Below are 14,535 nucleotides of genomic sequence, written 5' to 3' on the forward strand. Positions count from 1 at the left end.
CCGAAAACGATAGACAACGTTCTTCGAAAAGCCTGAATAGCTCAGTTGGTTAGAGCACATGACTGTTAATCATGGGGTCCTAGGTTCAAGTCCTTGTTCAGGCGCAGATGCGCGAGGGTTGCGTAAGGTTCTTTCAAAAGCGCCTGCAAGCGGGTGATCGGAAAACGAAAAATTTCCGCCGGAAATTTGGAGTTTGAAAAAATTGAATTACCTTTGCAGTCCCAAGCCATTTTTAACGGGAGCTTAGCTCAGCTGGTTCAGAGCGTCTGCCTTACAAGCAGAGGGTCGGGGGTTCGAATCCCTCAGCTCCCACAACATCGAAACCATCCCCGAATAGGATGGTTTTTTCATGTGACGACGAAGGGAGCATAGCTCAGTTGGTTTAGAGCGCCTGCTCGACAAGCAGGAGGTCAGCGGTTCAAATCCGCTTGTTCCCACAAATCCCGCATGCGGTCGGAAAGGTGCGCATAGCCCATTTCCGGCCGTTTTTCGTTTTATCCTCCCTCGCTTCCGCATTCGGGAATACGCCGGAATGTATGTCCGTGCGGCCGGGGTCGTTCCCATCCCCGCCGGAATTTCTGGATTCCGGGGCTTCGTCGGGCGTTTCCGGTCCCTCGGACGCTGCGGGCGGATATAAAGAAGACAGCCCGGCTTCACGCCGGGCTGTCTCGCGTTCTGCCGCTTCGGCGGCGGGATTACCACATCACGCTGATCCTGTAACTTTCGATACCGTTGGCGATCGTCTCGGTTTCGACCTTGTTGAAACCCCAGAAGCGCTCTTCGGTGAGCAGGAAGATCGTGTACTGCGATCCTTTGCTGACTTCGAAGACGTTGAATCCGTAACTCGTGCCGGCGGACTGCCCTGCCGCCTGCAGCGATTCGAAGAGGTCGTTCTTGACCGTTCCGATCATCAGCAGCGGCATGTTCGTGTCGTAGAACGAGCGCAGCACGCCGTCGCCGCCGCCGAAGGCCGAGATCTGGTCGGCCGTTTCGAACCGAGCCGTCAGCACGTTCACGTCGAACGACACTTCGGTCGTGCCCGTGACTTCGCCCAGGTCGTTCTTGTCGGTGCGCACGCCCTTCATGCCCGTCGTCAGTCCGGTGACGTAGCAACCCGCGCCGCAGGCTTCGCCCCTCGACTCCGTGAGGCACCGGTTCACGAAGAGCATGCTCCCCTGGTAGGCGGTTTTGGACTGAATCCGGTTGAATGCGAAGGTCGTCCAGCGGTAGGAGTCGAACGCGGTGCCCATAAGCGACCGGAGATCGCCGTTGTCCGCACGGTCGAGGACCGTCAGCCACGAGCCGTTCCTGCCGTCGAGCGTCGTGACGATATAGTCGTGCACGGCTTCGTAATCGGACGCTCCGGAGCAGAGTGCGGCATCGTCCAGCCGCGAGACGAACTGTATTTCGGTGGTGAATTTGTCCGACGGAGCGGGAATCTGGGCGTCCGAGGGGTACTCGTCCAGCCCGTTGTCGCACCCCGTGAACGTCGGTGCTGCCACTGCGAGGGCCAGCAAAGCCGAAAGGTATTTCTTTGCGTTTTTCATCGTTTCTGGTTGTTTCCGTTGTTCTAATTGTTCAGTACGGCCGTGCCGATGATGGCGTAGTGGTCGGAAAGCTCGTAATATTCTTGGGAGTCGAGCACCCGGAAATCCGAACAGCTCCACTCGTTCTGCGGGAAGCCGATGAAATAGTCGAGTTTGCTGCCGCCGAACGTGCCGTCGTTGTTGCACAACTTCGTGCCGTAGGCCTGGTACTCCTTGATCGCATCTGTTCCCGGGCCGCAGTTCATGTCGCCCATCAGCAGCGAGGGGATGCCCGCTTCGGTGGCCGGGGCGACCGCGTAGGCGATCACCTCCTTGGCCTGTTCGTAGCAGGTTTCGTCACCGCCGAAGGCGTCGAGGTGGGTGCAGACGATGCGTACCTTCACGCCGTCGGGAGCGGCGTCGGTCGGTACGAGGATGTCGGCCCAGCCTACCGAACGCTGGTCGGCTCCCGTGAACATGCCGAGTAGTTCGGATTTCGAATTGACGATCGGGTATTTCGACAGAATGCCGTTTCCGTAGTAGCCGTTGTCCTTGTCGTAGGACCAGATGAAGAAGGGGAACATGCCGAGGGCTTCGGCGAACTCGGTCAGTTTCTCCTTCGAGCCCATCGTGCCGCTCGCGGTTTCGAACTCGTTGAAGCAAACGATGTCGGGATCCTCTTCCCGGATCGCCTCGGCGAACCGGGTGATGTCGCGTGTCACGTTGGTATTGGCCCGCAGCTCCAGCGCCTTGACGTTCCACGACATGCACTTGAGTTTCACGTCCTGGGCCTGTGCGCCGGCCAGCGGCAGGAGCGTGCCCAGCAGCATGGCCGCTCCCAGTATCTTATTTTCGATTTTCATAATCCGTGCGAATTTTCTCGGTTAATAACCTTTGTTCTGCGTGAGGTTCACCGTGCCGTTGAAAGCCGTTTGGGGAATCGGGAACACCTTGTTGTAGGTCGGATTGAACGTGCGGCCGGGGTACACCTCCACCTCCTCGGTTTCGATCCTGCCATCGACCATCTTCGAAACGACGCTGTGCAGCGGTTTGGAGTAGTACTCTTCGGCCAGCCCCCAGCGTACCACGTCGATATGGCGGCTGGGCTGGAATTCGAAGGCCAGTTCGCAGCGGCGTTCGTTCTGCAACTGTGCCTTCGTGGCCCGGCTGTCGCGCGGCAGGCCGGCGCGCTCGCGGATGTCGTCGAGCAGATTCTTGGCCTCGGCGTCGCCTTCGCCTTTGGTCCAGATCAGGGCCTCGGCCTTCATCAGCATGACGTCGGCATAGCGCATCAGACAGCAGTTGAGCGTGTTCCAGAGTTTGTCGCGCTGGTTCGAAACCTCCGAATAGCTGCCCGTCTCCCACGGCGAGATGAACTTCTGGTTGATCAGGCCCGCCGAGACGTGGCTGGTCGTGTACGAGGTGATCGAGCCGTCGGTGCAGTAGCCGCCGAAAGTGATGTCGCGGCCCATGAACCGTACGTGGTTGCCGGGGTAGAGAATCGTGGCTTCGCGGCGCTGGTCGCCCTCCTCGAAAGCGTCCCAGAGCTCCTTGCTCGGCGTGTAGTATCCCCACGTGTTGTAGAGGCCCCAGCCGGCATTGACGAACGTCACGCCGTGGTAGCGCGCGCCGTTCGTGACGTCGCCTTCCAGCGAGAAGATGTATTCCGAGCTGTGGTTCTGCTCCTTGCGCCAGAGGTTGGCGAAAGACTTGGACTTGTCACTCGGGTCGATGTAGAGCGAACGCTTGTCGGCTCCGGTCAGGGACATTACCTTGTCGCACATTTCGATCACGATGTCGTAGTACGACTGGTCGTATTGCGCGGCATAGAGCGCGGCGCGGGCGGCGAAAGCCCATGCGGCGGCTTTGTGCGGCAGGCCGTACTGGTCGGCGGAGAGCTCCGAGAAGTAGGGCAGCTCCTCGGCCGCGTCGCGGAAGTCCTGGATGATCTGGTCGTAGTTCTTCAGCACGTGGTCCGGACGCGGCGAGTCCATGGCGTCCATGGGCGTCGTGTCGAGGATGATGGGAATGCCGCCGTTCGTATCGTCGCCGTAGTAGGGAACCATCCAGAGCATCGAGAAGCCGCGGAAGAAATAGGCGGATCCGAGGGCCAGCTTCTTCACCGACGGGGTGATGCCCAGGTCGGGAACCAGCTTGATGATGTTGTTGGCCTTGGCCACGTTCTGGTACATGACGCCCCAGACCTCCTGCACGTCCTGGTCGTTGGAGGGGGACATGCGGAATTCGCGGATTTCGTCCACTGCCGGACGGTCGCGGCCGATGAGGATGTTGTCGCTGGCGCATTCGAACCACATGTGTCCGCGGCCGCAGATCTGCTCGCTCCAGTTGGGCGATACGAAGTAGTAGAGTGCATATACGGCCTTCATGACGTCTTCGTCCGTTTTCCACGACGTGTCGCGGCCGTAGGATTCCCGGTCGAGGAAATCGGAACAGCCCGAGAACGATAATACGCTGACGGCCAGACAAATATTCATTAATATCTTTTTCATGGTCGGTTGAGGTTTAGAAATTGACGTTCACACCAAAGTTGAAGAAACGCGACACGGGATACACGCCGGAGTCGATGCCGTAGTTGCCCACTTCGGGGTCGATGCCCGAATAGCCGGTGATCGTGGCCACGTTGTCGATGCTCATGTAAACACGCAGCGAGCCCTTTTCGAGACCGATGTGGCGGGTGACGTGTTTGGGCAGCGTATAGCCCAGCGTGATGTTTTTCAGACGCAGGTAGTCGCCCTTCTCGAGGAAAACGTCGGAGAACTTCACGTAGTTGCCGTTGTTGTCGTCCACCAGACCCAGCCGCGGATATTTGCTGCCGGAGGGGTTGAAGTCCCACGTGTCATAGACGTCGGAGATGAGGTTGCCCATGTCCGCACGGCCGTTCATGGCCATTTGCTTCGTGCCGTTGTAGATGTAGTTGCCTGCGACGCCCTGGAACATGAAGCTGAAGTCGAATCCCTTCCAGTCGAACGAGCCGCCGAACGAGTAGGTCTGTTTCGGGGTGTAGCAGCCCGTCAGCACGCGGTCGTCGTCCGTGATTACGCCGTCGCCGTTCGTATCGACGAACTTCAGGTCGCCCACCTTGGCGTCGGGCTGCACCTGCGTCACTTCGCCGGTCTCGGCGTTCTTGCTGACGTAGCGGTCGATCTCCTCCTGCGAGCGGAAGATGCCGTCCGTGCGGTAGAGGTAGTAGGAGTACCACGGATACCCGGCCGCCGAGTAGAGGATCGGCGTGCTGTTGATATTCGGGTTCTCATGCTGCACGAGTTCCTGGGCGCCGTAGTCGTCCACCCAGCCCTTGTTGGTCGAGAACGTTCCCCATACGCTGTAGTTGAACTTGCCGTCGGCCGCGCTGTTGCGGTAGGAGGCCGAGAACTCCCAGCCGCGGTTGATTACTTTGCCCATGTTGCCCAGCGGCGGGTTCTCCACGCCGATTTGCGGGGGAGTGGGTATGTAGTCGATCAGGTCGCGCGTCTCCTTGTAATAATAGTCGGCGCTGATTTCGAGTTTGTTCTCGAACATCTGCAGGTCGAGACCGGCGCTGGTCTGCACGGTGGTCTCCCACGTGGCGTCGGTGTTGGCGATCGTCTCCAGGTAGGTTCCATAGACGGTGTTGCCGCCGATGAGCGAGCCGTTCGGGTAGGTGAGCAGCGGGATTTCGGTGGGGTTGGGCAGCGAGTAGAGCGTCACGTTGCCGACCTTGCCCCAGCCCGCACGCAGTTTGACCAGATCGAACACCTTCGCGAGCGGGGAGTTACGGAAGAACTTCTCCGAGGAAATCTTCCACGATCCCGACACCGAGGGGAACCAGTCGTAGTTCTTCGCCGAAGGGAGTTTCGACGAGGCGTCGCGGCGGATGCTGCCGACGAGGAAGTAGCGGTCGTCGAACGAATAGCCGATACGTCCCAGCACGGAGACCATGGCGTAGTCGCGCAGCTTCTCCGTCGGGTTGCTGGCCCATTCGTCGGCCGAGTCCCAGACCATGTTGTGGTCTGTGGCGTCGATGTAGCCCTTCGTGCGGAACTCCCGGTAATGGTTCTTCTGGTAGTCGGTCGTGAAACCGGCCATGGCGCTGATGTGGTGCTTGCCGAAGACCTGCGCGTAGGTGGCCGTGGTCTCCCAGAGCGTGTGGAAGTTATTGAAGTAGTACTGGTCGCGTGTTCCGGTCGTCGAGCCTCCCGGCACGTCGATTGCGGGCGAGAATTCGTCCTCCTCGCGCGTGTCGAGGTCGGCGGTGAATTCGGACTTGATCGTCAGCTCGGTGATCGGCTTGATCTCCAGCGAGGTGGTCGAGAAGACCTTCGTCCGCGGGTAGCGGCGGCGCATCGTTTCGAGCTGTGCGACCGGATTGACGATGTTCGGGCCCGTCACGCCGGCCTCCATGTCGGCCGACGAGGCGATGCCTCCGTATTTGGGCTTTCCGTTGTCGCCGTAAACGAGGTTCCCTTCGGCGTCGCGGTCGTACACCGATGCCGATGCGGGGAACCACATGGCGCCCAGGATGGGACCCGTGTGCGAGGTGCTGACGTTGCCCTGTCCGTTCGAATACTCGAACGAAACGCGTTCGGAGAGTTTCAGCCACTTGACGGGTTTGAACGTCGTGTGGAGCTTGGCGCCGAGCGACTGGCTCCATGTGTTGAGCAGCGTGCCCTCCTTGTCGTCGTAGGTTACCGAGAGGATCGACTGGAGTTTTTCGGTTCCGCCGCTCACCGACACGCCGTAGTGCTGCGTGAATCCGGTCTGGAAAATCTCGTCGAGCCAGTCCGTGCGCGTGACGTTGGCGCCGGCGTAAACCTCCGGATTGGCGAGGTTGGGCAGCGAGCCGTTGTCCGAATTGGCGACCGCCTTGGCCCATACGTCGCAGAACTGCTGTGCGTTGAGCATCGTCGGCAGATTCATCGTCCGTTCGAATCCGAGCGATACGTTCACATTGACGCGCGTCTTGCCGGCTTCGGCCTGGCGGGTGGTGATCAGCACGACGCCGCTCGATCCCACCGAAGCGCCGTAGATGGCGGCCGAGGCGGCGTCTTTCAGGACCGTGATGGTCTCGATGTCCTCGACCATGTAGGGAGCATTGGGTACGCCGTCCACCACGACCAGCACGCCGTCGCCCGACGAAGGTCCGTCGTTTCCGCGGTCGGTTCCCTGATCGTTGCCCTTCGATCCGCGGCCGCGGATCGAGAACGAGGCCTTCTGCATCGGGTCGCCCGACTGCATCACGGTCACGCCCGGCATGCGGCCCTGCAACAGCGTTCCCAGGTCCGAGGCGCGGCTGCGTGCGGCATCGTCCACCTTGACCGTCGTCACGGCCATCGAGAGGTCCTCCTTGCGCTGCGAGCCGTAGCCGATCGCCACGACCTCGCCGATCATCGTCGTCTCCTCTTCGAGAGTCACGTTGATCTCCGTGCGATTCATCACCTCGATCCGCTGCGGCTTGTAACCGATATACGAGAATTCGAGGGTGGCGTCCCTGCCGACGGAAATCCGATACGATCCGTCGGCGGCGGTCGTCACGCCGTTGGTCGTTCCCGCCTCGATCACCGAGGCGCCGATCAGCGGATTCTGGCCCGTGTCGGTCAGACGCCCCGAAACCGTGACGCGTTCCTGCGCCCTGACAGGAAGCATGAGTAAGCCGAACAGCAAACTCATCAGAAGCCGGCGGGCGAAATCCCGTCTCTTCCCTGAGAAAGTCAAATTCATTTTCATAGGTTTGAGGTTAATAATTAAATGTTAAAAGGTCTGCGGTTTGGAGAATTATTATTAAAATATTTTATAATTATTCGGGCTTCGTAACTTCTTTGAAATATTTCGGCATTCCGATATTCAAAGTTACTCCCTCCGTTTTCTCCGGCGGGTGCTTTTTGCGTACTATATTCCTCGGATTCCGCAGAATTGATTCCGGGGCAGACCGTGCGGGGCGTATCGGTATCCGCAGGCGTCGTAGAGGTCCGTCAGGCGCCGCAGACGACGCAGGAAGTCGTCGTAATCCTTCTCCTGCGGATTCCAGCCTGCCTCGGCGAGCGCGCTCAGCCGGGGCAGCAGCATGTATTGCGCCTGACCGAAGTCGGGGATGTATTCGGTCCAGAGATTGGCCTGCACGCCAAGCACGAAACGCGCCTCGTCGGAGGTCAGCCCCTCCAGCGGATCGAAGGAGTAAACCTTTTCGAGCGGCAGGAATCCGCCCCAGGCGAGCGGTTCGGCGGCCGTGTCGGCCGACTGGTAATAGTCCAGATAACAGTGCGTCGTCGGCGCCATGATGACCCGGTTGCCCTGTTTCGCGGCCCGGATGCCGCCTTCGGTTCCGCGCCACGACATGACGACGGCCGTGGGCGATACGCCGCCTTCGAGCAGCTCGTCCCAGCCGATGAGCCGGCGGCCGTGGCGTTGCAGAAACCGCTCCACGCGCGCCGTGGCATAGCCCTGCAACTGCCGGGGCGAGTCGAGTCCTTCGGCGCGCATCCGCGCCCGGCAGCGGGGGCAGCGTTCCCACAGGGTCGTCGGGCACTCGTCGCCGCCGATGTGGACGTATTCCGAGGGGAAGAGGCCGATTACCTCTTCGAGAACGTGTTCGATGAATTCGAAGGTCGTTTCGCGGCCCGGGCAGAACACCCGGTCGTCGATGTCCCACGTCTGGCGCACTTCGTACCGTTCGCCCGTGCAGCTCAGCCACGGATAGGAGGCCAGCGCCGCGACGGCGTGCCCGGGGAATTCGATTTCGGGAATGACGGTGATGAACCTCCGGGCGGCGTAATCGACCACCTCGCGGATCTCCTCCTGCGTGTAATAGCCGCCGTAGGGCGTTTCGTCGTAGCGGCATGTCGCATCGTACTCGCCGCCGGGGTCCCTGCCGATGAGTGTCCTCCGGCGGACGGCCCCCGTGCGTGTCAGTTCCGGGTATCGTTCGATCTCGATGCGCCATCCCTGGTCGTCCGTCAGGTGCCAGTGGAAGACGTTCATCTTGTGCAGCGCCAGCAGGTCGAGCGTGCGCTTCACCTCTTCGACCGTGAAGAAATGGCGCGCCACGTCGAGCATCAGTCCCCGGTAGGCCAGGGCGGGGCGGTCGTCGATCGTCGCGGCGGGCAGTTCCACGGCACGGATCTTCGCCGTGCCCGCCGCCTTCTGCGGCAGGAGCTGCCGCAGCGTCTGCACCGCATAGAAGGCTCCCTGCGGTCCGCCGGACACGATGTCGATCCGTTCCGGAGCGATCGTCAGCCGGTATGCGTCGTGCGGGAGAGTGTCCGCCCGGAGGAAGTTCACCGCTCCGGCCGCGGCCTCCGCCGCTTCGGAGGGTGTCGGCGCCGTGCCGAAGAACGGCAGCATCGCTTCGCCGAGCGCATCCGTCGCCCGGCTCCACGCCTTCAGTTCGTCCGGCGTAGCGTCGGCGGGGACGACGTATCGGACGGGCGTTCCCGCCGAGAGACGGAACGTGCCGTCGCCGCGTTCCGCTGCCGCGGGGCGCGGCACTACGGCGATTTCCGGATCGGCGTACAGCGTCCGGTCGCACGCTCCGGTGAGGAGCAGGCAGCCGATTCCGGCGAGCAGGCGGTTGTACGGGCGGTTCGTTCTCATCGTCGTCCGGTCATTCGCAGGCCGAAGCGCCCAGCAGTCCGACGTGTTCGATCTCCGAACGGTAGATGCGCAGCCGTTCGACGGTCCGGGCGTAGGGGAACTCCCGGAGGCTTTCGAGCATCGCGGCCCGAAAGAAGCCGAAGGCATGCGAAATGCTGCCTCCGAAGACGATCGCCTCGGGATCGTAGGCGTAGAGCGTCAGCATGACCAGCCGTCCGACGTGGCCTCCGAACTCGTTCCACAGCGCCAGCGCTTCGGGATCGCCCGCCGCCGCCCGTTCGCAGGCCTCCTTGCCCGACGTGCCCCGGCCGACGAAGAAACGGCTGCTGCAATAGTATTCGTAGTCGCGGTCCAGATAGGGAATGCAGCCGATCTCGCCCGCTCCGGTGTTGGCGCCCGAGTAGAGTTTGCCGTCGATCACGATGCCGGCCCCCACGCCCGTTCCGAGCGCGATGCACGCCACGTTGCGGCAGTCGTGGGCCTCGCCGAAGCGGCAGACGCCCAGCGCGAAGCAGTTGCAGTCGTTGTTCACGTGCACCGGCAGGCCGAACCGCTTTTCGAACCGCTCCTTGAGATGCACTTCGCGCCACGAGGGGATGCCCGCCACGTTATATACGATGCCCCGCACGGCATCCACCACCGACGGCACGCCGATGCCGATGCACGTCACGCCGGGCGTTACCAGCGCTCCGACGAGCGAGGCGATGTGTTCCAGCACCTCCTCCTCCGGACGGTCGGCCCGGCAGGGCTCCGAAAGCAGACGCACGATGCGTCCGCGGTCCACCAGGCCGGCACGTACGTTCGTGCCGCCCAAATCCACGCCTATTCTCATCGCTTCGCAGGGATTTCCGTGATTCGGCCGTCGGCGAAACGGGCGTGATCGACCTTGCGGCCGTCGTCTTCGCGGATCCATGTCTCGAATCCCCGTTCGCCTTCGGTGAGTACGAGCAGCCGCACGCCGGGCCGCAGGTTGTTGTATGTGGTGTCGTCGCCCGAGAAGCGGCCGTAGCCGAGACAGATTCCCCGGTCGGCCGCCAGATAGTCGATGTCGTGGTCGTGTCCCGCGAAGGTGGCCATGACGCTGCCCGTTTCGACGAGCGCGGCGAACATGCCCGGATTGAGCGCCCCGGGGCATTCGTCCTCGGCGGCGCGGCCGATCCGGCTGTTGTCGGGGTTCCGCCATGCCGCGGCGTATTCGGGCAGTGCGATATGGAAGAAGGCCAGCGCGGGCATCGGACGGCCGCCGTTGGCCGCCGTGCGGGCTTCGCAGCGCGTCCGCAGCCAGGCGATCTGCTCCTGCCGGAACCAGTCGTAGCCTTCGATGCCCGCCGTCTGCGATTCGGCGTGCGAATCGAGGCAGTAGAGCAGCAGGGCGGGCGCTCCGGAGTCGCGGCCCAGCACCTCCAGTTCGAGGTCGGACAGTTCGCCGGAGACGCCGGTCGTGTTGAGCGAATGCGGGCCGGACGCGGCGAGACGTCCGATCTCGGCGCGCGTGAGGTCCTGCTCGGCGTCGTGGTTGCCCAGCACCGTGCAATAGGGAATCCCGCGGCGTTCCATCGTGTCGAACAGGCGGCGCCACATCGTTTCGGCGGGGGCGCCCGTCACCACGTCGCCCGTGAAGACGACCAGATCGGGGCGTTCCCCGGCCAGAATACGGTCCAGCCGTGCGAAGGTCTTCCCGGCCTGCACGAGTCTGCGGGGCGTGGAGGGATCGAGGTGCATGTCGGTAAACTGCGCGATTTTGAACGTCCGGTTTTCGCCGAAACGCAGTGTCGCGGGCTGTGCCTGCGCGGAGACGACGCTCCAGACGGCAGCGCAGGCCAAAACGATCGGTCGTTTCATGTTCGGGGAATGATTCGGGTTAATCGAGTTTCACTTCGCCGCTCTTTTCGACGTGCACGGTGCGGCTCTGTCCGTCGCCCCACAACACCGTGAGGTCGAAAGGCACGTCGGTCGATACGGTCACGGCGGGAACTTCCGAAGACGAGCCGCGGCGGCGGACCTTCAGGTCCACGACGCCGTTCGGACCGAACGGATACCGTTCGATACCGTGCGCCTCGGTGCGGGTGACGTCCCATTCGATCCGCCGTTCCGAGTAGTCGGACTTGATGCCCAGCACGTACTCGATGAAGACGGCGATGGGCGGCAGGCCGGTCCAGCCCACGAAGTCTTTCCGGGCCATGAATCCCGGTTCGGGCCGCTCCGGGGCGTAGTACTCCCAGAACGTTCCCGTCTTTTTCCATACCTCGAAGACCGAAGCGTAGTGATTCGCGGCGATTTCACGCGCCTGTGCGCGATAGCCCTTGCGCCAGAGGCCGTCGATGACCATGTAGTTCGTGCCGGGCCATACGCCGCCCTGCCAGTAGCGTCCGACGGGGTTGTACTTGGCGTGGTCGGCCGAGAGCGAGGGCACGCGGTGCGGGCGGGCGAACTCCGTGGTGTCGGAAAGGTGGGCCACCAGCCGGTCGAGGCGCTCCTTGTCCAGCGCATCGGTTTGCAGGGCCCAGTAGGCTCCGATGCCCTTCGTCGGGCAGAGCGATCCGTCGCCGTAGCGGTCGTGCAGGAATCCGTCCCGTTCGTCCCAGAGGTGTTCGTTGATGTAGCGTTTGAGCATCTTCATCTCCTCTTCCATCCATTCGATCTCCTGCCACCGTTCGATGTGGAATCCGATCTGGAGCAGCGACTCGTCCACGAGCATCTGTTGCAGGTTGGTGTCGAGCCATACCATGTGGCCGTGCGAAAAGATCGGGTTGTATTCGGGTTTCACGCGCGGCATGTTGTCCATGCCCGTGCCCCAGCCGCTCGACCAGTAGGTCCCGTCGGGCCACGTGCGGTTGAGCTTCCACCACTTCGCATAGCCGCACAGCGCGGGGAAGATGCGGTGCAGACGGTCGATGTCGCCGAACTGCCGGAAATAGGTCAGCTCGATCCACGGCAGCAGGTCGGGGCCCGTCGAGGTGGGGTCGTAGCGTTCGAAACAGTCGGAGCCGTCGGCGCGGATTTCGCGGCAGATGAAGCCGTCGGGGTGCTGTTTGGCGTAGAAGTTGTCCATCGACCGCTGGAAGGGGAAATAGCGGTATCCGTAGCGGGCGTAGAGCATCATGAAGGACATGTCCCACATGAAGATGTTGCCGTTGTAGGCCATGTCGAGGTAGGGAGAGACGAATCCCGATCCCTCCTGCGGCTGGCGGATGTTGCCCACGGCGATCCGCCAGGCGTGCCAGTACATTTCGATCTCCTTGTCGTGCCCTTCCCAATACGGGGCGGGCAGGATCCTGCGCGCCTCGTCGAACGGCCGGGGTTCGATGCGTTCGGGCGCGGCCGTGCGGTATTCGTTCTCGGCCACGAAGACCTCCTTTACGTAGGTGTTCTTGTAGGGCAGTTCGTAACGGCCCGACTTCAGCCCCTGGGCGGCGGTCTGGGCGGCGATGCAGAGCGACAGCAGCGTCGCTGCGACGGTTCGTTTCATGGCGTTGTCTGTTTATTCGGTCAGGGAACGGATGCGGCGGGCGATTTCCGTGTTGAGGTAGGTTCCGCAGAAACGGTCGGCGCCGGGGCCGTAGGCGAATACGGGCAGCATGACCGGCGTGTGGTCGTCGCTGACGTAGATGCCCGTGATGCGGCCGGTCTGCTCGTCACCGTCGAGGAGCGTCAGTCCGCCCGTCTCGTGGTCGGCCGTCACGACGACGAGCGTCTCGCCGTTCGAGTCGGCGAATTTCAGCGCCTCGGCCACGGCCATGTCGAAGCTCAGCATCTCGATCACCGAGCCGGGCAGGCAGCGCGAGTGGCCGGCGTAGTCGATCTTCGCCCCTTCGACCATCAGGAAGAAGCCTCCGTCGCCCCGCTCCTGCAGTTTGTCGATCGCGGCGCGCGTGGCTTCGGCCAGCAGCGGGAGGTTGGCCTCCTCGGCCGCGGCCTCCATCCGTTCGTCGATGCAGACGACCTTGCCCTTCGCGTCGTTGATCCGGTCGATCGAACGGACGAAGCGGTAGTTCTTCGCAAGTTCCTTTTCCATGTCCAGGCCGTCGCCGCGTTCGGTGAACTGGCGGATGCCGCTGCCGCAGAGCAGATCGACCGGTGCGTCGAGCAGGCAGCGGGTCAGCTCGTCGGCGTTGTCGCGTTCGACCGAGTGGCCGTAGAAGGCTGCGGGCGTGGCGTCCGCGACGTTGCCGAGCGTCACGACGCCCACCGGAAGCCCCTTCTCCCGGAAATGGTCGCTCAGCGACGGATAGGGTTGGCCCTCCTCGCTCGTCGAGATGTGGCGGTTGGCATGCCGCTCGCCCGTGGCCAGGGCGCTGCCGCCGGCCGCCGAGTCGGTCGTGAAATATCCCTTCGCGTTGTTGCGCTGAAGACCGATGTGGTTGAAGTTCATCAGCGTGAGACCCTTGTTGGCATAGGCCGCGGCCACGATCTGCGACAGGCCCATGCCGTCGCCGATCAGGAAGATCACGTTCCTGATGCGGCCCTCGCCGCCGTCGTTGAGGTACGTGGGGCGGTAGATGTCGATTCCCTTCGAGAGCCGGAGCTTGTCGTTCTGGAACCCGCGGAAGTCGTGCGTCGTCTTGTCCAGCCGTTCGGTCCCTGTCACGCCGGCGGCGGCCGTGCGGCGGTCGCCGATACGGAAGTTCTTGTTGCCGAAGTCGGCGAAGAAGGCGGCGCAGGCCTCCGGGTTGTCCGTGTTGATGTAGTCGATCCCCATGTCGTAGAAGGTGTAGTAAACCGTGACGCCTTCGGGCGCGTTCCAGAAACGGACGGGTTTGCCCATTGTGTGCGCCCGGTCGATCGCCTCTTGCAGCCGGGCCTTCTCCTCCGGGATGATCGACCCTTTGCCGTTCCATTGCGAGAAAGCCCGGAAATCTGCGCTCACGAGGGCGACGCGGGCCGCCTGCGCAGGCGTGTAGTCGGCGTCCCATGCGCCGTCGAAGCGGATGTATTCGGGATATTCGCCGAACTCCTCGGGGGCGGGTATTCGTCCCGTGGCGACGATCCTTACGGCTTCGGGGTTCGTCGCCGGATCGAACACCTCGGGGTGACGGCCGAGCAGGTCGGCGACGGCGCGCAGCGTCGGCCCGGTCTCCGACTTGAGCTCGATCATCAGTTGCAGATGCCGGTCGGAGTCGGCGAAGGCACGACCGCCGTTGCGGGCGAACAGCGTGGCGATCGGTTCGACGTAGAGCGCTTCGAAGGTCAGCGCCGGATTCGGCTCTTCGGGGTCGTGACCCACGAGGAGCTGCCCGTCGTGCAGGAAGACGTCGGCTTCGATCGACGAAACCTGTTGGGCATAGGCCTGATAGAACGGTACGCGGCGGGCGTAGTCGTTGTGCGAATGGATCAGCACGGGAGGCTGCGCGGCGGCGACCGTGCAGAACGGCAGCGCGGCGAGCAGCAGAACAAGGCAGAGATTCGGTTTCATTGCAGGTTG

The 14,535-nt window shown here is 62.6% G+C and carries 9 protein-coding genes and 3 tRNA genes; 3 read left to right on the top strand and 9 right to left on the bottom strand.

The window, feature by feature from the left end:
• Window positions 1-30 precede the first annotated feature (30 nt).
• The 3 genes from FME97_RS08470 (at window position 31) to FME97_RS08480 (ending at window position 437) form a co-directional block, all read left to right on the top strand.
• Window positions 31-104, top strand: a tRNA-Asn gene (locus tag FME97_RS08470).
• Between the two features lie 133 nt (window positions 105-237).
• Window positions 238-312, top strand: a tRNA-Val gene (locus FME97_RS08475).
• 50 nt (window positions 313-362) lie between these two features.
• Window positions 363-437, top strand: a tRNA-Val gene (locus FME97_RS08480).
• A 258-nt stretch (window positions 438-695) separates the two neighbouring features.
• Here FME97_RS08480 and FME97_RS08485 read toward each other — a convergent pair.
• The 9 genes from FME97_RS08485 to FME97_RS08525 all read right to left on the bottom strand — a co-directional run bounded on the left by FME97_RS08485 (window position 696) and on the right by FME97_RS08525 (window position 14,526).
• The gene (locus FME97_RS08485) at window positions 696-1,547 is read right to left on the bottom strand and encodes a hypothetical protein (RefSeq protein ID WP_141428966.1); all 852 of its coding nucleotides are present in this window, start codon (window positions 1,545-1,547) and stop codon (window positions 696-698) included.
• A 23-nt stretch (window positions 1,548-1,570) separates the two neighbouring features.
• The gene (locus FME97_RS08490) at window positions 1,571-2,389 is read right to left on the bottom strand and encodes an endonuclease/exonuclease/phosphatase family protein (RefSeq protein WP_141428968.1); all 819 of its coding nucleotides are present in this window, start codon (window positions 2,387-2,389) and stop codon (window positions 1,571-1,573) included.
• Between the two features lie 21 nt (window positions 2,390-2,410).
• Window positions 2,411-4,036: a RagB/SusD family nutrient uptake outer membrane protein gene (locus tag FME97_RS08495; protein ID WP_141428970.1), complete on the bottom strand. Its 1,626-nt coding sequence runs from the start codon at window positions 4,034-4,036 to the stop codon at window positions 2,411-2,413.
• Window positions 4,037-4,049: 13 nt separating this feature from the next.
• Window positions 4,050-7,193, bottom strand: coding sequence for a SusC/RagA family TonB-linked outer membrane protein (locus FME97_RS08500; RefSeq protein ID WP_232522857.1), 3,144 nt, complete (start codon window positions 7,191-7,193; stop codon window positions 4,050-4,052).
• A 219-nt stretch (window positions 7,194-7,412) separates the two neighbouring features.
• Complete coding sequence (locus FME97_RS08505; RefSeq protein ID WP_141428974.1) at window positions 7,413-9,113, bottom strand: beta-N-acetylhexosaminidase; 1,701 nt, start codon at window positions 9,111-9,113, stop codon at window positions 7,413-7,415.
• Between the two features lie 10 nt (window positions 9,114-9,123).
• Window positions 9,124-9,945: an ROK family protein gene (locus tag FME97_RS08510; RefSeq protein ID WP_141428976.1), complete on the bottom strand. Its 822-nt coding sequence runs from the start codon at window positions 9,943-9,945 to the stop codon at window positions 9,124-9,126.
• Complete coding sequence (locus FME97_RS08515; protein WP_141428978.1) at window positions 9,942-10,955, bottom strand: metallophosphoesterase family protein; 1,014 nt, start codon at window positions 10,953-10,955, stop codon at window positions 9,942-9,944. The genes FME97_RS08510 and FME97_RS08515 overlap by 4 nt, the downstream gene beginning before the upstream one ends.
• 19 nt (window positions 10,956-10,974) lie before the next feature.
• The gene (locus FME97_RS08520; RefSeq protein ID WP_141428980.1) at window positions 10,975-12,582 is read right to left on the bottom strand and encodes an MGH1-like glycoside hydrolase domain-containing protein; all 1,608 of its coding nucleotides are present in this window, start codon (window positions 12,580-12,582) and stop codon (window positions 10,975-10,977) included.
• Between the two features lie 12 nt (window positions 12,583-12,594).
• Complete coding sequence (locus FME97_RS08525; RefSeq protein ID WP_141428982.1) at window positions 12,595-14,526, bottom strand: alkaline phosphatase; 1,932 nt, start codon at window positions 14,524-14,526, stop codon at window positions 12,595-12,597.
• Window positions 14,527-14,535 lie beyond the last annotated feature (9 nt).

It is taken from the genome of Alistipes dispar (assembly GCF_006542685.1).
In the GTDB taxonomy this organism is placed as follows: domain Bacteria; phylum Bacteroidota; class Bacteroidia; order Bacteroidales; family Rikenellaceae; genus Alistipes; species Alistipes dispar.